Origin of the sequence: Citrobacter tructae, assembly GCF_004684345.1 — a bacterium.
Taxonomy (GTDB): Bacteria; Pseudomonadota; Gammaproteobacteria; order Enterobacterales; family Enterobacteriaceae; genus Citrobacter; species Citrobacter tructae.
This window is the reverse complement of record NZ_CP038469.1, coordinates 3,969,737-3,990,136: the sequence shown is the minus strand read 5'-3', so window position 1 is coordinate 3,990,136 and position 20,400 is coordinate 3,969,737. Positions and strand designations below refer to the sequence as shown.

Annotated in this window: 24 protein-coding genes; 18 read left to right on the top strand and 6 right to left on the bottom strand. The window is 52.3% G+C overall.

Annotated elements, in window-relative coordinates:
* The first annotated feature begins 7 nt into the window (after positions 1-7).
* From agaW to E4Z61_RS19805, 10 genes are all read left to right on the top strand, one after another.
* Complete coding sequence (gene agaW, locus E4Z61_RS19850; RefSeq protein WP_135324206.1) at positions 8-787, top strand: PTS N-acetylgalactosamine transporter subunit IIC; 780 nt, start codon at positions 8-10, stop codon at positions 785-787.
* Positions 777-1,655 carry a PTS N-acetylgalactosamine transporter subunit IID gene (agaE, locus tag E4Z61_RS19845; protein ID WP_135324205.1) on the top strand — a complete coding sequence of 293 codons (879 nt, stop codon included), beginning with the start codon at positions 777-779 and terminating at the stop codon, positions 1,653-1,655. The genes agaW and agaE overlap by 11 nt, the downstream gene beginning before the upstream one ends.
* 16 nt (positions 1,656-1,671) lie before the next feature.
* Complete coding sequence (gene agaF, locus E4Z61_RS19840; protein WP_135324204.1) at positions 1,672-2,106, top strand: PTS galactosamine/N-acetylgalactosamine transporter subunit IIA; 435 nt, start codon at positions 1,672-1,674, stop codon at positions 2,104-2,106.
* Positions 2,103-3,236, top strand: coding sequence for an N-acetylglucosamine-6-phosphate deacetylase (gene nagA / locus E4Z61_RS19835; protein WP_135324203.1), 1,134 nt, complete (start codon positions 2,103-2,105; stop codon positions 3,234-3,236). Before agaF ends, nagA begins: the two co-directional genes overlap by 4 nt.
* Positions 3,237-3,538: 302 nt before the next feature.
* Positions 3,539-4,693, top strand: coding sequence for an AgaS family sugar isomerase (locus E4Z61_RS19830; RefSeq protein ID WP_135324202.1), 1,155 nt, complete (start codon positions 3,539-3,541; stop codon positions 4,691-4,693).
* Between the two features lie 13 nt (positions 4,694-4,706).
* On the top strand, positions 4,707-5,582 hold the full coding sequence (gene kbaY, locus E4Z61_RS19825; protein WP_135324201.1) for a tagatose-bisphosphate aldolase subunit KbaY: 876 nt from the start codon (positions 4,707-4,709) through the stop codon (positions 5,580-5,582).
* 187 nt (positions 5,583-5,769) lie between these two features.
* Complete coding sequence (gene agaB, locus E4Z61_RS19820) at positions 5,770-6,246, top strand: PTS galactosamine transporter subunit IIB (protein ID WP_135324200.1); 477 nt, start codon at positions 5,770-5,772, stop codon at positions 6,244-6,246.
* Between the two features lie 53 nt (positions 6,247-6,299).
* Positions 6,300-7,106 (top strand): PTS galactosamine transporter subunit IIC, encoded by an 807-nt coding sequence (agaC, locus tag E4Z61_RS19815; RefSeq protein WP_135324199.1) that lies wholly within the window; start codon positions 6,300-6,302, stop codon positions 7,104-7,106.
* Complete coding sequence (gene agaD / locus E4Z61_RS19810) at positions 7,096-7,887, top strand: PTS galactosamine transporter subunit IID (protein WP_135324198.1); 792 nt, start codon at positions 7,096-7,098, stop codon at positions 7,885-7,887. Before agaC ends, agaD begins: the two co-directional genes overlap by 11 nt.
* 53 nt (positions 7,888-7,940) lie before the next feature.
* Positions 7,941-8,660 carry a galactosamine-6-phosphate isomerase gene (locus E4Z61_RS19805; RefSeq protein ID WP_135324197.1) on the top strand — a complete coding sequence of 240 codons (720 nt, stop codon included), beginning with the start codon at positions 7,941-7,943 and terminating at the stop codon, positions 8,658-8,660.
* A 131-nt stretch (positions 8,661-8,791) separates the two neighbouring features.
* On the opposite strand, the gene rsmI is transcribed toward E4Z61_RS19805, so the two are convergent.
* The gene (rsmI, locus tag E4Z61_RS19800) at positions 8,792-9,655 is read right to left on the bottom strand and encodes a 16S rRNA (cytidine(1402)-2'-O)-methyltransferase (RefSeq protein ID WP_135324196.1); all 864 of its coding nucleotides are present in this window, start codon (positions 9,653-9,655) and stop codon (positions 8,792-8,794) included.
* Between the two features lie 62 nt (positions 9,656-9,717).
* On the opposite strand from rsmI, the gene E4Z61_RS19795 reads away from it, so the two are divergent.
* Genes E4Z61_RS19795 through dolP form a run of 4 tightly spaced genes read left to right on the top strand, consistent with a single transcriptional unit; the run spans position 9,718 to position 13,321 of the window.
* Positions 9,718-11,772: a penicillin-binding protein activator gene (locus tag E4Z61_RS19795; protein WP_135324195.1), complete on the top strand. Its 2,055-nt coding sequence runs from the start codon at positions 9,718-9,720 to the stop codon at positions 11,770-11,772.
* Positions 11,730-12,125, top strand: a complete 396-nt coding sequence (locus E4Z61_RS19790; RefSeq protein WP_135324194.1) for a YraN family protein — start codon at positions 11,730-11,732, stop codon at positions 12,123-12,125. Before E4Z61_RS19795 ends, E4Z61_RS19790 begins: the two co-directional genes overlap by 43 nt.
* Positions 12,126-12,145: 20 nt before the next feature.
* Positions 12,146-12,736, top strand: a complete 591-nt coding sequence (gene diaA, locus E4Z61_RS19785; protein ID WP_048213380.1) for a DnaA initiator-associating protein DiaA — start codon at positions 12,146-12,148, stop codon at positions 12,734-12,736.
* 9 nt (positions 12,737-12,745) lie between these two features.
* Positions 12,746-13,321 (top strand): division/outer membrane stress-associated lipid-binding lipoprotein, encoded by a 576-nt coding sequence (gene dolP / locus E4Z61_RS19780; RefSeq protein WP_135324193.1) that lies wholly within the window; start codon positions 12,746-12,748, stop codon positions 13,319-13,321.
* Positions 13,322-13,350: 29 nt separating this feature from the next.
* Here dolP and E4Z61_RS19775 read toward each other — a convergent pair whose 3' ends face one another.
* Positions 13,351-13,986 (bottom strand): NAD(P)H-binding protein, encoded by a 636-nt coding sequence (locus E4Z61_RS19775; protein ID WP_135324192.1) that lies wholly within the window; start codon positions 13,984-13,986, stop codon positions 13,351-13,353.
* 38 nt (positions 13,987-14,024) lie between these two features.
* Positions 14,025-14,453, bottom strand: a complete 429-nt coding sequence (locus E4Z61_RS19770) for a YhbP family protein (protein WP_135324191.1) — start codon at positions 14,451-14,453, stop codon at positions 14,025-14,027.
* 52 nt (positions 14,454-14,505) lie between these two features.
* Here E4Z61_RS19770 and E4Z61_RS19765 point away from each other — a divergent pair, with 52 nt between their 5' ends.
* Entirely contained in the window at positions 14,506-14,805 is a 300-nt protein-coding gene (locus tag E4Z61_RS19765; RefSeq protein ID WP_135324968.1) for a GIY-YIG nuclease family protein, read from the top strand.
* Here E4Z61_RS19765 and E4Z61_RS19760 read toward each other — a convergent pair.
* Both E4Z61_RS19760 and ubiT read right to left on the bottom strand, forming a co-directional pair.
* Positions 14,792-15,295, bottom strand: coding sequence for a GNAT family N-acetyltransferase (locus E4Z61_RS19760; protein ID WP_135324190.1), 504 nt, complete (start codon positions 15,293-15,295; stop codon positions 14,792-14,794). The genes E4Z61_RS19765 and E4Z61_RS19760 overlap by 14 nt on opposite strands.
* A complete protein-coding gene (gene ubiT, locus E4Z61_RS19755; protein ID WP_135324189.1) occupies positions 15,289-15,813 on the bottom strand; it encodes a ubiquinone anaerobic biosynthesis accessory factor UbiT in 525 nt (174 codons plus the stop codon). The genes E4Z61_RS19760 and ubiT overlap by 7 nt, the downstream gene beginning before the upstream one ends.
* Before the next feature lie 219 nt (positions 15,814-16,032).
* Between ubiT and ubiU the strand changes: the two genes are divergently transcribed.
* The 3 genes from ubiU to E4Z61_RS19740 all read left to right on the top strand — a co-directional run bounded on the left by ubiU (position 16,033) and on the right by E4Z61_RS19740 (position 19,003).
* On the top strand, positions 16,033-17,028 hold the full coding sequence (gene ubiU, locus E4Z61_RS19750) for a ubiquinone anaerobic biosynthesis protein UbiU (protein ID WP_135324188.1): 996 nt from the start codon (positions 16,033-16,035) through the stop codon (positions 17,026-17,028).
* 8 nt (positions 17,029-17,036) lie between these two features.
* Positions 17,037-17,915, top strand: a complete 879-nt coding sequence (locus E4Z61_RS19745; protein WP_135324187.1) for a U32 family peptidase — start codon at positions 17,037-17,039, stop codon at positions 17,913-17,915.
* An 80-nt stretch (positions 17,916-17,995) separates the two neighbouring features.
* Positions 17,996-19,003, top strand: coding sequence for a luciferase-like monooxygenase (locus tag E4Z61_RS19740; protein ID WP_135324186.1), 1,008 nt, complete (start codon positions 17,996-17,998; stop codon positions 19,001-19,003).
* Positions 19,004-19,042: 39 nt separating this feature from the next.
* Here E4Z61_RS19740 and mtr read toward each other — a convergent pair whose 3' ends face one another.
* On the bottom strand, positions 19,043-20,287 hold the full coding sequence (gene mtr / locus E4Z61_RS19735; RefSeq protein WP_135324185.1) for a tryptophan permease: 1,245 nt from the start codon (positions 20,285-20,287) through the stop codon (positions 19,043-19,045).
* Between the last annotated feature and the right edge of the window lie 113 nt (positions 20,288-20,400).

Below are 20,400 nucleotides of genomic sequence, written 5' to 3'. Positions count from 1 at the left end.
ATTCACAATGGAAATTAGTCTGTTGCAGGCTTTTGCGTTGGGTATTCTCGCCTTTATCGCAGGCCTGGATATGTTCAACGGGTTAACGCATATGCACCGCCCGGTGGTTCTTGGACCTCTGGTCGGGCTGATACTGGGCGATCTGCATACCGGCATTTTAACCGGTGGTACGCTGGAGCTGGTATGGATGGGTCTGGCCCCGCTAGCAGGTGCTCAGCCTCCGAACGTCATCATCGGGACCATTGTCGGGACAACATTTGCCATTACCACTGGTGTAAAACCAGAGGTCGCCGTCGGCGTAGCGGTGCCGTTCGCTGTGGCGGTTCAGATGGGCATTACCTTCCTGTTCTCCGTGATGTCAGGGGTTATGGCTCGCTGCGATCGGATGGCGGCGAATGCCGATACAGCCGGAATTGAGCGAGTGAACTATCTGGCGTTACTGGCGTTGGGGACGTTCTACTTCTTATGCGCCTTCCTGCCGATTTACTTTGGTGCAGAACATGCCAAAACCGCCATTGACGTGCTGCCAACTCGCCTGATTGATGGCCTTGGCGTCGCCGGCGGCATTATGCCAGCAATCGGTTTTGCCGTACTGCTGAAAATCATGATGAAAAACGTCTACATCCCCTACTTCATCCTGGGTTTTGTTGCCGCAGCCTGGCTCAAGCTCCCTGTACTGGCTATCGCTGCTGCCGCATTGGCAATGGCACTGATCGATTTTCTGCGTAAATCACCTGAACCTACGGCCCCAGCAGAACAAAAAGAGGAATTCGAAGATGGAATCTAACCAAACGACTCTGCCGAACGTTTCCGACACTGAAGATACGCTGCTTACCGGCACCAATGAAAACATCTATGAAGACCAGAGCATCGGTGCCGAGCTGACGAAAAAAGACATTAACCGCGTAGCCTGGCGTTCCATGCTGTTACAGGCATCCTTTAACTATGAACGTATGCAGGCATCAGGATGGTTGTACGGCCTGTTGCCCGCACTGAAAAAAATTCACACCAATAAACGCGACCTCGCGCGTTCAATGAAAGGCCATATGGGTTTCTTCAATACCCATCCGTTTCTGGTGACATTTGTCATTGGCATCATCCTCGCGATGGAACGCTCCAAGCAGGACGTGAACAGTATTCAAAGTACCAAGATTGCCGTGGGCGCACCGCTCGGCGGCATCGGTGATGCGATGTTCTGGTTAACGCTGCTGCCCATTTGTGGGGGGATCGGGGCCAGCCTCGCTTTGCAAGGTTCAATTCTTGGCGCCGTTGTGTTTATCGTATTTTTCAACGTGGTTCACCTGGGCCTGCGCTTTGGTCTGGCACACTACGCTTATCGGATGGGCGTCGCGGCCATTCCGCTGATTAAAGCCAATACCAAGAAAGTTGGGCACGCTGCCTCTATCGTTGGCATGACGGTGATTGGTGCGCTGGTTGCGACCTATGTTCGCCTGAGCACTACGCTGGAAATCACTGCTGGCGATGCGGTTGTGAAACTGCAAACAGACGTTATCGACAAGCTGATGCCGGCTTTTCTGCCGCTGGTCTACACATTAACCATGTTCTGGTTGGTCCGTCGTGGCTGGAGCCCTCTGCGCCTTATTGCCATTACCGTGGTACTCGGCGTGGTCGGTAAATTCTGTCATTTCCTGTAAATACAAGGGGCTGTAGATGTTAGGTATTATTTTGACGGGGCATGGCGGGTTTGCCAGCGGAATGGAAAAGGCGATGAAACAGATTCTGGGAGAACAATCGCAGTTTATCGCCATCGACTTTCCAGAAACGTCAACGACCGCCTTGCTCACTTCACAACTCGAGCAGGCAGTGAGTCAACTGGATGCTCAGGAAGACATTGTGTTTCTGACTGACCTACTGGGCGGGACGCCATTTCGCGTCGCTTCTACGCTGGCCATGCAAAAGCAAGGAACTGAAGTGATCACCGGCACCAATCTGCAGCTGCTGCTGGAGATGGCGTTGGAGCGTGAAGGTTTGAGCAGTGAAGAATTTCGTTTGCAAGCTCTGGAGTGCGGGCATCGTGGCCTGACCAGCCTGGTCGATGAACTGGGACGTTGTCACGAAGAAAACCCCGTTGAGGAAGGGATATGACACAACTGCTGCGCGCCAGACGTCTACTGACTGAACAGGGCTGGCTGGACGATCATCAATTACGTATAGAAGAAGGCGTAATCACGGCGATTGAGCCTATCCCCTCTGGCGTGATGGGTCGCGATGCCGAACTGCTGTGCCCTGCTTATATCGACACCCATGTCCACGGCGGTGGGGGTGTTGATGTCATGGATGAAGCAGAGGACACGCTCGACAAGCTGGCGATGCACAAAGCGCGTGAAGGGGTGGCCAGCTGGCTACCCACTACCGTCACCGCTCCATTACAGGAGATTCATGGAGCGCTGAAACGCATTGCCCACCGCTGTCATTCAGGTGGTCCCGGAGCGCAAGTACTGGGCAGCTATCTGGAGGGACCGTATTTCACGCCACAGAACAAAGGCGCACATCCACCTGAGCTTTTCAGGGAACTGGAGCTCAGCGAGCTGGATGAACTGATCGCGATTTCCCAACAGACGTTGCGCGTGGTTGCGCTGGCACCAGAAAAACCCGGTGCACTGCAGGCTATTCAACACCTCAGGCAACAGAATGTCAGGGTGATGCTGGGCCATAGCGCAGCCTCCTGGGAACAAACACGCGCCGCCTTTGATGCAGGTGCAAGCGGGTTAGTACACTGCTACAACGGTATGACCGGCCTACATCACCGTGAACCCGGTATGGTTGGCGCAGGGTTAACCGACCCTCGCGCCTGGCTGGAGCTTATCGCCGACGGACACCACGTTCACCCGGCAGCCATGACGCTATGCTGCAACTGTGCAAAAGATCGGGTGGTGCTGATTACCGACGCGATGCAGGCCGCCGGTATGCCCGATGGACGCTATACGCTCTGTGGCGAAAAGGTAGAAATGCGCGGCGGTATCGTGCGAACCGCTTCTGGTGGTTTGGCAGGCAGCACGTTGTCCGTTGATGCGGCCGTTCGCAATATGGTCGAATTAACCGGAAGCACGCCAGAAGATGCTATCCATATGGCTTCACTGCATCCTGCACGCTTGTTAGGTATTGATCACCAGTTAGGATCGTTAAAGACCGGCAAGCATGCCAGCATTATTGCTCTTGATGGCGGGCTGCATTTACAACAAATCTGGATCCAGGGCCGCACATTCCCTCTCTAGACCTTTCATATTGCATGCTATTGGCCTTCGGTTAAACACCACAAGGCCTTTCTTTTCCTTTCGATTAAGAAAATACTGAATCACACTACATCAAATATCTTCTTTATAGATCAACAAGATAGTTAGAACCTTCGTTCTCGCGATCACAAATTTCGTTTTATTTCATTTTACATCATTGAACTTTCGATTTCTTTCATATAGATTTTAATCAATCGATCATATGAACAAATGAAACGAAACGAAAGATAGCAACATTTTCACCAGCGTTTTATGTGGAATCTACGAGACTAAGGACTTAAGTTATGCCAGAAACCTACACCCCTGTTACTGCGGTAACGGGCACCTGGACAGAAGAAGAGATCCGTCAGCAGCCTACCAGTTGGATCCGCTCTCTCAGCAATATCGAAAAAATCAGATCCTCTATCGACAGCTTTCTCGCACCATTGTTGCGTAAAAGCGATCTGCGGATCGTTCTGACCGGGGCCGGAACCTCAGCATTCATTGGCGACATCATCGCCCCCTGGCTGGCAAGCCATACTGGCAAAAATATCAGCGCCGTGCCGACAACCGATCTGGTTACCAATCCGATGGATTATCTGAATCCTGCCCATCCGCTACTGCTGGTTTCTTTTGCCCGGTCTGGTAATAGCCCAGAGAGCGTTGCGGCAGTTGAGCTGGCGAATCAGTTTGTACCTGAGTGCTATCACCTCCCAATAACCTGTAATGAAGCTGGCAGCCTGTACCAAAACGCAGCCGATAGCGATAACGCGTTTGCCCTGTTAATGCCAGCAGAGACACACGATCGTGGTTTCGCGATGACCAGCAGCATTACCACCATGATGGCCAGCTGCCTCGCGGTCTTTGCACCACAGAAAATCAACAGTCAGACGTTCCGCGACGTGGCCGATCGTTGTCAGGCGATCCTGACATCACTGGGTGATTTCAGCCACGGCGTGTTTGGCAACGAACCGTGGAAACGGATCGTTTACCTCGGAAGCGGCGGGTTGCAGGGAGCAGCGCGTGAATCTGCACTGAAGGTTCTGGAGCTGACTGCAGGGAAACTGGCTGCGTTCTATGACTCTCCAACCGGTTTTCGCCATGGCCCTAAATCACTGGTCGATAACGAAACGTTAGTAGTGGTATTTGTCTCCAGCCATCCTTATACGCGTCAGTACGATCTCGATCTGCTGGCGGAGTTGCGCCGCGATCAACAGGCGCTACGCGTTGTCGCCATTGCCGAGAAAACCGATGTCATCATTGAAGCAGGCCCACATATCCTGCTGCCACCTTCACGCACGTTCATCGATATGGAATTAGCGTTCTGCTTCCTGATGTATGCCCAGGTATTTGCTCTTACGCAATCCATCAATATCGGCAATACACCGGATACACCATCTGCCAGCGGTACGGTTAATCGCGTAGTGCAAGGCGTCGTTATTCACCCATGGCAGGCTTAAGAGGAAACGTATCATGAGCATTATTTCTACGAAATATCTCCTGCAGGATGCTCAGGCAAAGGGTTACGCCGTACCTGCTTTTAATATTCACAATGCCGAAACGATCCAGGCGATCCTCGAAGTGTGTAATGAAATGCGATCGCCAGTGATCCTCGCCGGAACGCCTGGCACCTTTAAGCACATTGCCCTGGAGGAGATCTACGCGCTGTGCAACGCCTACTCTACAACCTACGACATGCCCCTGGCGCTGCATCTCGATCACCATGAATCGCTGGATGATATCCGCCGTAAAGTCAATGCAGGGGTTCGTAGTGCAATGATCGACGGCAGCCACTTCCCGTTTGAGGAAAACGTGAAGCTGGTGAAGTCCGTCGTGGATTTTTGCCACGCCAAAGATTGCAGCGTTGAAGCAGAATTAGGTCGTCTGGGCGGCGTTGAGGATGACATGAGCGTTGATGCAGAGAGCGCTTTCCTGACAGACCCACAGGAAGCAAAACGTTTTGTCGAACGTACTGGCGTAGACAGCCTCGCCGTCGCTATCGGCACCGCGCACGGCCTCTACACCAAAACCCCTAAAATCGATTTCAAGCGTCTGGCAGAAATTCGTGAAGTGGTCGATATCCCACTGGTACTGCATGGCGCAAGTGACGTTCCTGACGAATACGTCCGCCGCACCATTGAACTGGGTGTGTGTAAAGTGAACGTCGCCACCGAACTGAAAATCGCGTTTGCCGATGCGGTTAAAGCGTGGTTTGCTGAAAATCCACAGGGTAACGATCCGCGTTACTACATGCGAGTCGGCATGGATGCCATGAAAGAAGTGGTACGCAGTAAAATTAACGTTTGTGGTTCCGCAAACAAATTAATGCCAGCTTGCGAATTATCGTAACCGTCGTCTGGTTTCAGTTTTTATTCAGGGGCGCTATCTGGAAAATACCAAGTGGCGTTCACTAATCATATAACAGAGGAGAAATGAGTTTTAAATCGCGCCGAATTAATTCATGAATATGATATCTCAATAATAATATATCTTAATAATCTATGTAATTCAATTATTTTATGGTGAGGATTTAAGTATGAGCAGTCCAAATATTCTATTAACCCGTATTGATAACCGATTAGTTCATGGGCAGGTTGGCGTAACCTGGACATCCACAATCGGTGCTAACCTGCTGGTCGTTGTTGATGATGACGTCGCCCAGGATGACATCCAGCAGAAGTTAATGAGCATTACTGCAGAAACCTACGGTTTTGGTATACGTTTTTTCTCCATAGAAAAAACAATTAACGTTATCAGTAAGGCCGCACCACACCAGAAAATCTTCCTGATTTGCCGCACGCCAAAAACGGTCAGAATGCTGCTTGAAGGGGGCATTGCACTAAACGATGTCAATGTTGGCAACATGCATTTCTCTGAAGGCAAAAAGCAGGTCAGCAGCAAGGTTTATGTGAACGAACAAGATCTTGATGATCTTCAATTTATAAAAAAGCAGGGCGTTAATATCTTTATTCAGGATGTCCCAGGCGATCAAAAAGAACAGATCCCTGAGTAACAGGTAAATTAGCTTTTAATAATAAAAGGATTTATTTATTTGAGGTGTTCGACATGCATGAAATAACCCTTATTCAGGGTATATCCCTGGCTGCCTTAGTTTTCTTTCTGGGAATCGATTTTTGGCTGGAGGCCTTGTTCTTATTTAGACCGATTATCGTATGTACGCTAACCGGGGCAATTCTCGGTGATATTCATATTGGCTTAATCACTGGAGGTCTGACCGAACTGGCCTTTGCCGGTCTGACACCCGCTGGAGGCGTACAACCACCTAACCCAATCATGGCGGGTCTCATGACCACGGTTATTGCATGGTCTACTGGCGTTGATGCCAAAACGGCTATCGGTCTTGGTTTACCTTTTAGCCTGCTGATGCAATACGTCATTCTGTTTTTTTACTCTGCATTCTCTCTGTTCATGGCAAAAGCTGATAATTGTGCGAAAGAGGCAAACACAACCGCATTTGCGCGTCTGAACTGGGTGACAACTCTGATTGTTGCTTCTTCCTATGCCATCATCGCCTTCCTGTGCACATACCTGGCGCAAGGCGCAATGCAGGCCCTGGTTAAAGCTATGCCAGCCTGGTTGACGCATGGATTTGAAGTAGCTGGAGGTATTTTACCTGCCGTCGGTTTTGGCTTGCTGCTACGCGTGATGTTCAAAGCTCAGTACATTCCTTACCTGATTGCCGGTTTCCTCTTTGTTTGCTACATCCAGGTCAACAATCTTCTGCCAGTCGCCGTATTAGGTGCGGGCTTCGCCGTATATGAATTTTTCAATGCGAAAGCCAAACAACAGGCGCAGTCCCAACCTGTCGCCAATAAGAATGATGAAAAAGAGGACTACAGCAATGGGATCTGAAATAAGTAAAAAAGACATTACGCGTCTGGGTTTTCGCTCATCTCTCCTTCAGGCCAGTTTTAACTACGAAAGGATGCAGGCAGGTGGTTTTACCTGGGCCATGCTCCCTGTGCTGAAAAAAATTTATAAAGACGATAAAGCCGGCTTGAGTGCGGCTATGAAAGATCATCTGGAATTTATCAACACTCACCCGAATCTGGTTGGTTTCCTGATGGGGTTGTTGATCTCAATGGAAGAAAAAGGGGAAAACCGCGATACCATTAAAGGTTTAAAAGTGGCGCTATTCGGACCTATTGCCGGGATCGGTGATGCCATTTTTTGGTTCACCTTACTGCCTATTATGGCGGGAATCTGCTCCTCTTTCGCCAGCCAGGGAAATCTGCTGGGGCCGATTCTATTCTTCGCAGTTTATTTGATGATTTTTTTCCTGCGCGTCGGCTGGACTCATGTCGGCTATTCGGTAGGCGTAAAGGCTATAGATAAAGTACGGGAAAATTCACAGATGATCGCTCGCTCAGCGACGATCCTCGGGATCACGGTTATTGGTGGACTTATCGCGTCTTATGTACACATTAATGTTGTAACGTCTTTTGCCATCGACAGCACCCACAGCGTGGCATTACAGCAGGATTTCTTCGATAAGGTCTTCCCGAATATTCTACCAATGGGTTATACCCTGTTGATGTACTACCTGCTGCGAGTGAAGAAAGCGCACCCCGTACTGTTAATCGGCGTGACGTTTGTGCTGTCTATTATCTCGTCCGCACTCGGCATTCTTTAAACGGAAAGGGGGAATGACGGTTTGTTACTCCCTCCTACACAAGGATTAAACACATGCAATACATACAGTACTGCAGCGATTATGACGCATTGAGCGATCGAGCCAGCGAGTATTTGATCACTGAGATACGGGACAAACCTGATGCTACCATCTGTCTGGCAACAGGAGGCACCCCACTGCTCACCTATCGCTACTTTGTCGAGAAAATTAACCAGCGCAAGATCGATATCACGCAGGTGACCTTTGTGAAACTGGATGAGTGGGTTGGTATTCCGCTGCATTCTCCAGCAACGTGTGAGTTCTTCTTACAACAGCATATCGTGCAACCGCTGGGTTTACGGACAGAACAGTTGATTGGTTTTCAATCTGAAAATATTGACGAGAAAGAGTGCGAGCGCGTCACGGAAATTATTACTAACCGGGGTGGTCTCGATTTATGCGTATTGGGGCTCGGTAAAAATGGTCATCTGGGGCTAAATGAACCCGCAGATGCCCTGGAGCCGTTTTGCCATATCAGCAATCTTGATGAGCAAACGCGTCAGCATGACATGTTAAAAACGGCTGGATGCTCCGTCACCCAAGGTATCACTTTGGGACTGAAGGATATCCTGAACGCAAAAGAAATACTGCTGCTGGTTGCAGGCGAGGGGAAATATGATGCGGTTGAAAAATACATGACCGCCACCGTAACTACCGCTATTCCTGCTTCATTTTTATGGTTGCATAGCAATGTGAATTGCTTAGTCGATGGCTCACAATATTCTGGCAAGTAAAGGCTTACTGCACTCGCCACGCACCACCTTTCTTCGCACCAACGCGTTGCAGTTTTCCTTTTAGCTGCAACGCGTTCAGATAGTTATTCCGACATTTCTTCCGACAGAACCGGCGCTTTATCTAAGCCTTCTTACTCTCCTTGCTGTTCCAGCGCATACTTATACAGTGCATTCTTTTTCACACCGTGGATTTCAGCAGCCAGCGCGGCGGCCTTTTTCAGCGGTAATTCAGCCTGCAACAGCGCCAGCGTACGCAATGCGTCGGCCGGGAGATCGTTTTCCTGGGCTTTATGGCCCTCGACAATCAGCACCATTTCGCCTTTACGGCGGTTTTCATCTTCTTTTACCCACGCCAGCAGTTCACCCACCGGCGCACCGTGAATGGTTTCCCATGTTTTGGTTAACTCGCGCGCCAGCACCACATAACGGGACTCTCCCCATACGGCGACCATATCTTCCAGGCTGTCGAGCAGACGATGCGTGGATTCATAAAAAATCAGCGTGCGTGGTTCCGCTTCAATGGCTTTCATCGCATCGCGTCGGCCCTTGGATTTGGCGGGCAAAAAACCTTCGTAGCAAAAACGGTCAGAGGGCAGCCCGGCGGCGCTCAATGCGGCAATTGCAGCGCAAGGGCCAGGCAGCGGCACAACGCGTATACCCGCTTCACGACAGGTCCGCACCAGGTGATAACCCGGATCGTTAATTAGCGGTGTTCCGGCATCGGAAACCAGCGCAATGTTTTGCCCTTCTTTGAGCTTCGCCACCAGCGTTTCGGCCTTTTGCTGCTCGTTGTGGTCATGCAGCGCAAACAAACGGGCGCTAATCGCGAAGTGTTGTAACAATAATCCTGTATGACGGGTATCTTCAGCGGCAATTAAATCAACGGCTTGTAAAACTTCGAGCGCTCGTTGGGTAATATCAGCCAAATTTCCGATAGGAGTAGGTACAATAAAGAGTTGGCCTTGAGAATTATCCGCCGATTCGTGTTGTTTCATTGTGTCGTCCGTATTGCCGATTTAATATTGAGCATTGCGTAAAAAATATCACTGGATACAGTATGGTACCCTCAACATTTTCTCGTTTGAAAGCCGTGCGCGCTCTGCCAGTCGTTCTGGCAGCATTGATTTTCGCCGGTTGTGGCACCCAGGCGCCAGACCAGAGTGCAGCCCATATGCAGGGCACGGCACAAGCTGATTCCGGCTTTTATCTGCAACAGATGCAGCAAAGCTCAGATGATAGCAAGACCAACTGGCAATTACTCGCCATTCGTGCGCTGCTGAAAGAAGGTAAGAGCCAGCAGGCTATCGATCTGTTCAACCAATTGCCGCAGAACCTGAACGACACCCAGCGTCGTGAACGGTCTCTGCTGGCCGTCGAAATCAAACTTGCGCAGAAAGATGTCGCGGGCGCGCAGGCCTTGCTGGAGAAACTAACACCAACCGATTTCGATCAGAACCAACAAGCACGTTACTGGCAGGCGCAAATTGATGCCAGCCAGGGTCGTCCATCGTTAACGCTGCTGCGTGCGCTCATCGCTCAGGAGCCACTGTTGGCCGCGAATGCTAAGCAGAAGAACATCGATGCCACCTGGCAGGCGCTGTCGTCAATGACGCAAGAGCAAGCACAGGCGCTGGTCATCAACGCCGATGAAAACGTGCTGCAAGGCTGGTTGGATCTGCAGCGTGTCTGGTTCGATAATCGTAGCGATCCGGACATGATGAAGGCTGGCATTGCCGACTGGCAAAAACGTTATCCGCAAAATCCGGGGGCAAAATTACTGCCAACGCAACTGGTTAACGTCCAGAGCTATAAGCCAGCCTCCACCAGCAAAATTGCACTTCTGCTGCCGCTGAACGGTCAGGCCGCTGTATTTGGTCGCACTATTCAGCAAGGCTTTGAAGCGGCGAAAAACATGGGTACACAGCCTGTAGCAGCACCTGTTGCAGCAGCACCCGCTGTCGCCACGGACACTACCGCGCCAGTTGCACAGTCGCAGCCTGTCGACGGCGTTGCCAGCCCTTCTCAGGCCTCGGTAAGCGACCTTACGCAGGATGCGCCAGCGCAGCCGGCAACACCGGTTAGCACCCCACAACCCGCACCGACTCAGCCGACAACGGCCAGCGCTCCGGCAAATCCGTCCGCAGAGCTGAAAATTTACGACACCTCGTCACAGCCGCTGAACCAGATCCTGGCCCAGGTGCAGCAGGACGGAGCCAGCATTGTTGTCGGCCCACTGTTGAAGAACAATGTCGAAGAGCTTATGAAGAGCAGCACCCCGCTGAACGTGCTGGCGCTTAACCAGCCAGAGTCGGTGAAAAACCTGGCAAATGTGTGCTACTTCGCGCTGTCACCGGAAGATGAAGCGCGCGATGCCGCACGTCATATTCACGCCCAGGGCAAACAGGCTCCGCTGCTGCTGATCCCACGCAGCGGTCTGGGCGATCGCGTGACCAATGCCTTTGCTCAGGAATGGCAAAAGCTTGGCGGCGGTGTGGTGTTGCAGCAGAAGTTCGGCTCTACCGCTGAGCTGAAAATGGGGGTCAACGGCGGTTCAGGGATTTCCCTGACGGGTAGCCCGGTCGCCTCCTCTGTGCCTGCGCAACCTGGCGTGACAATTGGCGGTCTGACGATTCCGGCAGCGCCAACCGATGCGCAAATCACCGGCGGCAGCGGTCGTGTTGACGCCGTGTATATTCTGGCGACGCCGGAAGAGATCGCCTTTATTAAGCCAATGATCGCCATGCGTAACGGCAGCCAGAGTGGCGCAACGCTGTATGCCAGTTCCCGTAGCGCACAAGGCACTGCAGGTCCTGACTTCCGCCTGGAGATGGAAGGCTTGCAGTACAGCGAAATACCGATGCTGGCTGGTGGCAACGAGTCACTCATGCAGCAAGCGCTCAGTGCCGTGCATAACGACTACTCGCTGGCGCGTATGTACGCCATGGGCGTCGATGCGTGGTCGCTGGCTAACCACTTCTCGCAAATGCGTCAGGTGCAAGGCTTTGAAATTAACGGCAACACTGGTGCATTAACCGCAACGCAGGATTGTGTGATTAACAGGAAGTTATCATGGCTCAAATACCAGCAAGGACAGGTCGTCCCCGCCAGTTAACGAGTAAACAGACCGGTGACGCGTGGGAAGCCACCGCGCGTCACTGGCTGGAAAGCAAAGGACTGCGTTTTATCGCCGCCAACGTACGTGAACGCGGCGGCGAAATCGACCTGATAATGCGTGAAGGCAAAACCACCGTCTTTGTTGAAGTCCGTTTTCGCCGCTCCGCCCTTTTTGGCGGGGCAGCGGCGAGTGTGACCCGCAGCAAACAACAGAAATTATTACACACTGCCCGCTTGTGGCTTGCGCGCCACAATGGGAGTTTTGATACTGTGGATTGCCGGTTCGATGTGTTAGCCTTCACCGGAAATGATGTTGAGTGGTTAAAGGATGCCTTTAACGACCACTCATAATTGAAGATTTAAGGATTAGCGTGCTCGATAGAATTAAAGTCTGCTTTACAGAAAGCATTCAAACTCAGATTGCTGCGGCTGAAGCGCTCCCGGATGCGATCTCCCGTGCAGCCATGACGCTGGTTCAATCCCTGCTCAATGGCAACAAAATTCTCTGTTGTGGTAATGGGACATCCGCTGCCAACGCACAGCATTTTGCTGCCAGCATGATTAACCGTTTTGAAACAGAACGGCCCAGTTTACCTGCTATTGCACTAAATACTGATAATGTGGTCTTAACTGCGATTGCCAACGATCGCCTGCACGACGAAGTTTATGCAAAACAAGTCCGTGCGCTGGGACATGCGGGTGATGTTCTGTTGGCAATTTCTACGCGTGGCAACAGTCGTGATATCGTTAAAGCCGTTGAAGCAGCCGTCACCCGCGACATGACAATCGTCGCGCTGACCGGTTATGACGGAGGGGAGCTAGCCGGATTGTTGGGGCCGCAGGATGTCGAAATCCGCATACCCTCACACCACAGCGCACGCATTCAGGAAATGCATATGCTGACGGTAAACTGCCTTTGCGATCTTATCGATAACACGCTTTTCCCTCACCAGGATGATTAAGGAGTACACATGAAGGCACTTTCGCCGCTTGCTGTGATTATCGCTGCACTGCTGCTGCAAGGCTGTATAGCTGCCGCCGTTGTCGGAACTGCCGCTGTCGGGACGAAAGCCGCGACGGATCCTCGAAGCGTCGGCACCCAGGTAGATGATGGAACTCTGGAATTACGCGTCAATACGGCGTTATCAAAAGATGCCCAGATTAAGAAAGAGGCGCGTATCAACGTCAGCGCCTATCAGGGTAAAGTGCTGCTGGTCGGTCAGTCGCCAAATAGTGAACTGTCTGCGCGGGCAAAACAGATTGCGATGGGTGTAGAAGGTACAACCGAGGTCTTTAATGAGATCCGTCAGGGCCAGCCAATCGGCCTGGGTGAAGCCTCCAACGATACCTGGATCACCACCAAAGTGCGCTCCCAGTTGCTGACCAGCGATCAGGTTAAATCGTCAAACGTTAAAGTGACCACCGAGAATGGAGAAGTCTTCCTGCTGGGTCTGGTTACCGACCGCGAAGCGAAGGCTGCAGCGGATATCGCCAGCCGGGTCAGCGGCGTGAAACGCGTTACTACGGCCTTTACGTTCATCAAGTAGCCTATAAATAGCCCGGTTGATTAGCCGGGCTATTTCGCCCTCTCCCGAAGCTCTGAGGACGTGAGGATTGAAACACCTTCATGATCCGGCGACATCGCTTCCGCCAGCATTGCCCGCGCAACATCACGCGCCTCAATGGACTTCCAGTTTCCCGGTAGTAGCTTGAATAACGGCGCAAAGAGCCTTTCGTTCGTTCGCTGTTGTTCCCTGTCGCCCAGCAACATAGAAGGCCGAGCAATCGTCAGACTGGGCCATTTCTGAGCAATCAGCGCCTCTTCCATCTCACCTTTAACCCGATTGTAGAAAAACGGCGAGTGCGCATTGGCGCCCATCGAACTCACCACCAGCATATGCTGTGCCCCCAGACGACGCCCCGTCAGAGCGGTATCCACCACCAGCGTATAATCAGCGTGGATAAAGGCCTCTTTGCTGCCCGCTTCACGCCGGGTGGTCCCCAGACAACAAAAAACGATGTCTATCGGGTCAATTACCTGCGCCAGGGCATCGGTCAGCTGCGGATCGTGAGGATTATAGACGCCAACCATATCGGCTAACGGACGGCGCGTTGGGGCCGTAATCGCATGGACCCGGGGTTCATTCAGCAACATACGCAACAAATGCCCCCCCACCAGCCCCGTAGCGCCTGTGACTAACACCTGGCTCATTGTTTTTCCTTCCTCTGTGCCTGCTTTTACTCTTCTAACTATAGATCACGCTGCCAGTGCATTTTTTTACCAAAGCCCATGGTGTTGTCAGTGAACTTGACTTCATCCAGACGAATCTCCCACACCGGTGCGAGCAACACTCTTGCCACGGGAAAGCGACGATTGTAAATCTTACGCACTTCATCGCTTTCTTCTCCCTCCAGACGCCGAATTTCCCCTTTAAACTGCACACCACGAATCAACGCCACCGTTTTAGGCTGGCCGTTTACTGTTCCGGCAACGGGTGCGCGTGGACCAGACATCTGAGCATGGCGGGTCTTCTCTTCGGTGAGTACATAGAACACCACCTTTTGCGCATCAAACAGATAAAACGCATTGGCGCACCACAGTTCTCCATCATGGTGTACGCACCAAGTCACAACATGCTGTTTCGCCAGCCAGCGGGATATAGCGGTAAGTGTTTCCATCTCTGTTCTCTCTTATACTGGGCGTCTGAAACGTAACACGCTGAAGACAATGATGACATCCTGGTATCTGTATCTGATCCGTACCGAAAACAACGCTCTGTACACCGGAATCACCACCGATGTGCAGCGCCGCTATAAGCAACATCAGAGCGGAAAAGGCGCTAAAGCCTTGCGTGGGAAGGGGGAATTAACCCTGGCATTTGCCGCGCAGGTCGGCGATCGGTCGCTGGCCCTGCGCGTAGAATATCGAGTCAAACAGCTCACAAAGCGTGAGAAAGAGCGTCTTGTCGAAGGTGAAGGGTTTGAGGCACTACTGAGTGGCCTGCAAACCCCGACGCTTAAAAGCGGTTAAAGTGGTCGTGGTATTCCACCAGACCAGCCACGCCCTCCAGCGCATCTTCCGCCAGCCGATGCACCTGGAACGCACTTTCAGTGCCCGGCCAGCGGCAATGCAGATCGTGGTGGGCGGCCAGCTCAAAGCCAAAGCGACTGTACAGTGCCGGATCGCCCAGCGTCACCACTGCGGCATACCCAAACTCGTTCAGCGAATCCAGCCCTTCGTAGACCAACTGGCGCGCCAGCCCCTGTCCACGGTAGTTTTCATCTACGGCTAACGGCGCCATACCGACCCATTGCAGATCTTCACCTTGCACATCAACGGGGCTGAACGCGACGTAGCCTACCACCTGACCTTCGTCATCGGTGGCAACCAGGCCCAGCGTTAGAAAACCGTCTTCACGCAGGTCATGCACTAACTTAGCTTCCGCATCGCTCTCAAAGGAGCGGCGCAGCAGCGCATCAATACCAGGGGCATCAATGGGAATTTCAACTCGAATCAGCATGGTTCACCTACCGAGGTCTGTTTGGTTTCTGGCGAATGTTTCATACCCGCCTCAACAAAGTCCGCCAGTTGCAGCAGCATAACGCGCAATGCTTTCGGCATCTGCTCCAGTTCGATGGCGTCCATCAGATTTTTCACATGTAGCCCTAATTCTGTATCGCCTTCAATGACCAGTCGACGCTGGAAGAAAAGCGTATCCGGATCCTGCTTACGCGCGGCAATCATCAATAAATCACTGGCGTCTGCGCTAAAACTCACATCAGCGTCTGCGTTCTGACTGACGATAAGTTTGTCGTTCTCAACAGAGGTATACCATCTGAGACCAATATCACGAACATTTATGCTCAACCAGCGACCTTCGAGAAACTCTAGTTCCCCATCGGCCAGCGCCTGGCGAAATTGCCAGCTCAGAACCTGTTCCAGTACCTGGCGCTTGAGCGTAAAGGGCGTCAGTTTAACCGGTACACTCATCAGAGAAGGACCAAAATGTACTAAGCGTGAACGCAGTTTATCCAACACGAGCTTTACTCCCTGTTTCTATAGTCCTGTTATTTTGCCATATCAAATAAACGACATAGCGGCATAAATCAACAATTCGATACGAAATTGTTACCTCTTTATTGGTGACACCAATACAACTTTAACTGCCTCAAATCAAAAATTGTCTCAGCAAGGTTAACTAAAATCCCTCTTCGTTAACATTTTTGCGCCCAGGCGGCGTAACTTTCAGGATAAATTATGGAGCTGCTCTGCCCTGCCGGAAATCTCCCGGCGCTTAAGGCGGCCATCGAGAACGGCGCTGATGCTGTATACATCGGGCTAAAAGATGATACCAACGCCCGCCATTTCGCCGGCCTTAATTTTACCGAGAAAAAATTGCAGGAAGCGGTGAGTTTCGTCCATCAGCATCGCCGTAAACTGCACATCGCCATTAACACTTTTGCCCACCCGGATGGTTACGCTCGCTGGCAACGTGCTGTGGATATGGCGGCACAACTGGGTGCGGATGCACTGATCCTCGCCGATCTCGCCATGCTTGAGTATGCAGCAGAACGCTATCCGCATATTGAGCGCCATGTCTCTGTTCAAGCATCGGCAACCAATGAAGAGGCGGTAAATTTTTATCACCGTAATTTTGACGTCGCGCGCGTGGTACTGCCGCGCGTGCTGTCCATTCATCAGGTGAAACAACTCGCGCGCGTGACGCCGGTTCCATTAGAAGTGTTTGCCTTCGGCAGCCTGTGCATTATGGCGGAAGGCCGCTGCTATCTTTCGTCTTACCTGACGGGCGAATCTCCCAACACCGTCGGTGCTTGCTCCCCTGCCCGCTTCGTACGCTGGCAGCAGACCGCGCAGGGTCTGGAATCTCGCCTGAACGAGGTGCTGATTGACCGCTACCAGGATGGCGAAAACGCCGGGTATCCAACGCTGTGTAAAGGGCGTTATCTGGTGGATGGCGAGCGCTACCACGCGCTGGAAGAACCCACCAGCCTGAATACACTCGAACTGCTGCCAGAACTGCTGGCCGCCAATATTGCCTCAGTGAAAATCGAAGGTCGCCAGCGTAGCCCGGCTTACGTAAGTCAGGTGGCGAAAGTCTGGCGTCAGGCTATCGACCGCTGCATGGCCGATCCGCAGAACTACGCGCCACAACCGGCCTGGATGGAAACGCTCGGATCGATGTCGGAAGGCACACAAACCACGCTTGGCGCGTATCACCGTAAATGGCAGTGAGAAAAGCAATGAAATATTCATTAGGGCCAGTGCTCTACTACTGGTCGAAAGAAACGCTGGAAGATTTTTACCAGCAGGCTGCGACCAGTCATGCCGACGTTATCTATCTTGGCGAAGCGGTATGCAGCAAACGCCGTGCGACCAAAGTGGGTGACTGGATCGATATGGCAAAGTCCCTCGCCGGTAGCGGTAAGCAGGTGGTTCTGTCCACGCTGGCTCTGGTGCAGGCCTCCTCTGAATTGGGAGAGCTGAAGCGCTATGTAGAAAACGGTGACTTCCTGCTGGAAGCCAGCGATCTCGGCGTGGTGAATATGTGCGCCGAGCGTAAGCTGCCGTTCGTCGCCGGGCACGCGCTCAACTGCTACAACGCCGTCACACTGCGTATTCTGCTCAAGCAAGGCATGGTGCGCTGGTGTATGCCGGTTGAGTTGTCGCGCGACTGGTTGGTGAACCTGCTCAACCAGTGTGACGAACTGGGTATTCGTGACCAGTTTGAAACCGAAGTTCTGAGCTACGGGCATTTGCCGCTGGCCTACTCTGCCCGCTGCTTTACCGCACGCTCCGAAGATAAGCCTAAAGACGAGTGCGAAACCTGCTGCATCAAATATCCCAACGGGCGTGATGTCTTGTCGCAAGAGAATCAGCAGGTGTTTGTCCTCAACGGTATTCAGACCATGAGCGGCTATGTCTACAACCTCGGTAACGAGCTGACGTCCATGCAGGGGCTGGTTGATATTGTGCGCCTTTCCCCGCTGGGAACTGAGACATTCGCCATGTTGGATGCCTTCCGTGCCAACGAGAATGGCAGTGCCCCGTTACCGCTTGCCGCCCACAGTGACTGCAACGGCTACTGGAAACGGCTGGCAGGTCTGGAACTGCAGATGTGATTAATAGCTCACTTTGTTAACAACATTCGCTAATCTTTAATGCAATATTAAAAGATTAATCGGTAACAAAGTGAGCCGTTATGACTGACAAAACCATTCCGTTCTCGGTGCTCGATCTAGCGCCGATCCCCGAAGGATCCAGCGCAAAGCAAGCCTTCTCACACTCTCTTGATCTCGCCCAACTGGCGGAAAATTGCGGCTATCATCGCTACTGGCTGGCTGAACATCACAATATGACCGGCATCGCCAGCGCGGCAACCTCGGTGCTGTTAGGCTTCCTGGCGGCCAATACCACCACACTGCATCTGGGATCCGGTGGAGTCATGCTCCCAAACCATTCCCCACTGGTGATTGCTGAGCAGTTCGGCACGCTGAATACACTGTATCCGGGACGTATTGATCTCGGGTTGGGTCGTGCGCCGGGCAGCGATCAACCCACCATGCGCGCACTGCGTCGCCATATGAGTGGGGATATTGATAACTTCCCCCGCGATGTGACAGAGCTAATAGACTGGTTTGACGCTCGAGACCCAAATCCCCACGTGCGCCCGGTTCCCGGCTATGGCGAGCAAATCCCGGTCTGGCTGTTAGGCTCCAGTTTGTACAGTGCACAGCTGGCAGCCCAGCTTGGCCTGCCGTTTGCCTTCGCCTCACACTTTGCACCGGATATGCTGCACCAGGCGCTACATCTCTATCGCACCCAGTTCAAACCCTCCGCACGTCTGACCACACCGTATGCGATGGTGTGTATCAATATCATCGCTGCCGACAGCAATCGCGACGCTGAGTTTCTCTTCACCTCAATGCAGCAGGCGTTTATGAAACTGCGTCGGGGCGAAACTGGGCAACTCCCTCCGCCGGTAGAGAATGTGCATCAGCTGTGGTCGGCATCCGAGCAGTATGGCGTGCAGCAGGCGTTAAGCATGTCGCTGGTGGGTGATAAAGCGAAAGTGCGCCACGGACTAGAATCAATTCTGCGTGAAACCCAGGCCGATGAAATTATGGTTAACGGGCAGATCTTTGACCATCAGGCACGCCTGCATTCGTTTGACCTGGCGATGCAGGTGAAAGAAGAGTTAGTGGGGTAATCTTTTTGCCCGGTAAGCATAGCTTACCGGGCATTATTTTTACTGGTATACCGGCAACAAATTAACACTCGACAGGATATGGATAACCGCGTTGCTAATACCGAAGACCAGGATCAGAGCAATCATCGGCTTGCCACCCCAGACACGGAATTTCGGGCTACCAAAACGCTCGCGGGATTTACGGGCCAGCAGCGCCGGAACAATGGCCGCCCAGATGGTTGCCGCGAGTCCTGCATAGCCAATGGCGTACAGGAAGCCGTTCGGCCACAGCAGACCACCGATAATCGGTGGAACAAAGGTCAGCAAAGCGGTTTTCAAACGCCCCATCGCTGAGTCATCAAAACCAAACAGATCCGCCAGATAGTCGAACAGGCCCAGCGTCACGCCAAGGAACGAGCTCGCCACCGCAAAGTTGGAGAACACCACCAGCAGCAGATCCAGACTGCGGCTGTTCAGCACACCGCTCAGTGCCTGTACCAGTACATCAATGTTACCGCCCTGCTGCGCAATGCCAATAAATTCCGGTCGTGGGATATTGCCCATCGTCCCCAGCAACCATACCGTGTACAACACCAACGCCAGCAGCGTGCCGTATACCAGGCACTTCACGATGGTCTTCGGATCTTTGCCGTAGTACTTCATCAGGCTCGGAACATTACCGTGGTAACCAAATGAAGCAAGGCAGAACGGCAGCGTCATCAGCAGATACGGCGTATATGAGGCATTGCTTTCCGCGACGTTAAAGAGCGTGGTTGGGGAAACGTGCCCCATCAGGCTACCGAAAGTTAAGAAGAAGGTAATCACCTTCGCACCCAGCACGATTGCCGTCATGCGGCTCACCGCTTTGGTACTCAACCACACGACAAAAGCCACCAGCAGCGCAAAACCAAACCCTGCCGCTCGCGCAGGAACGTTCAGCGACATCTCAGAGAAGGTGTGATGTAGGATCGAACCACTGGCTGAAATATATGCGTAGGTCAGGATATACAGGACGAACGCAATCGAGATGCCGTTAACAACGTTCCAGCCTTTACCCAGCAGATCTTTGGTGATGGTGTCGAAGCTCGAACCGATACGATAATTGAGGTTAGCCTCGAGGATCATCAGCCCGGAGTGCAGCATGCAGAACCAGGTAAAGATCAGTGCCGCCATTGACCAGAAAAACCACGCCCCGGACATGACCACTGGCAGGGAAAACATCCCTGCGCCAATAATGGTGCCGCCGATAATCACTACGCCGCCGAGCAGCGAAGGTGACGTTTGGGTGGTGGTTAGTGTTGCCATTTGGCCGTCTCTCCAGTGAATTATTTTGCTACTGCATTTTAATGTGTTGCACTGTACCAGTACACGAGTACAAAAGAAATAAAAAAAGCCCCGATTGTTAAGATCGGGGCTGT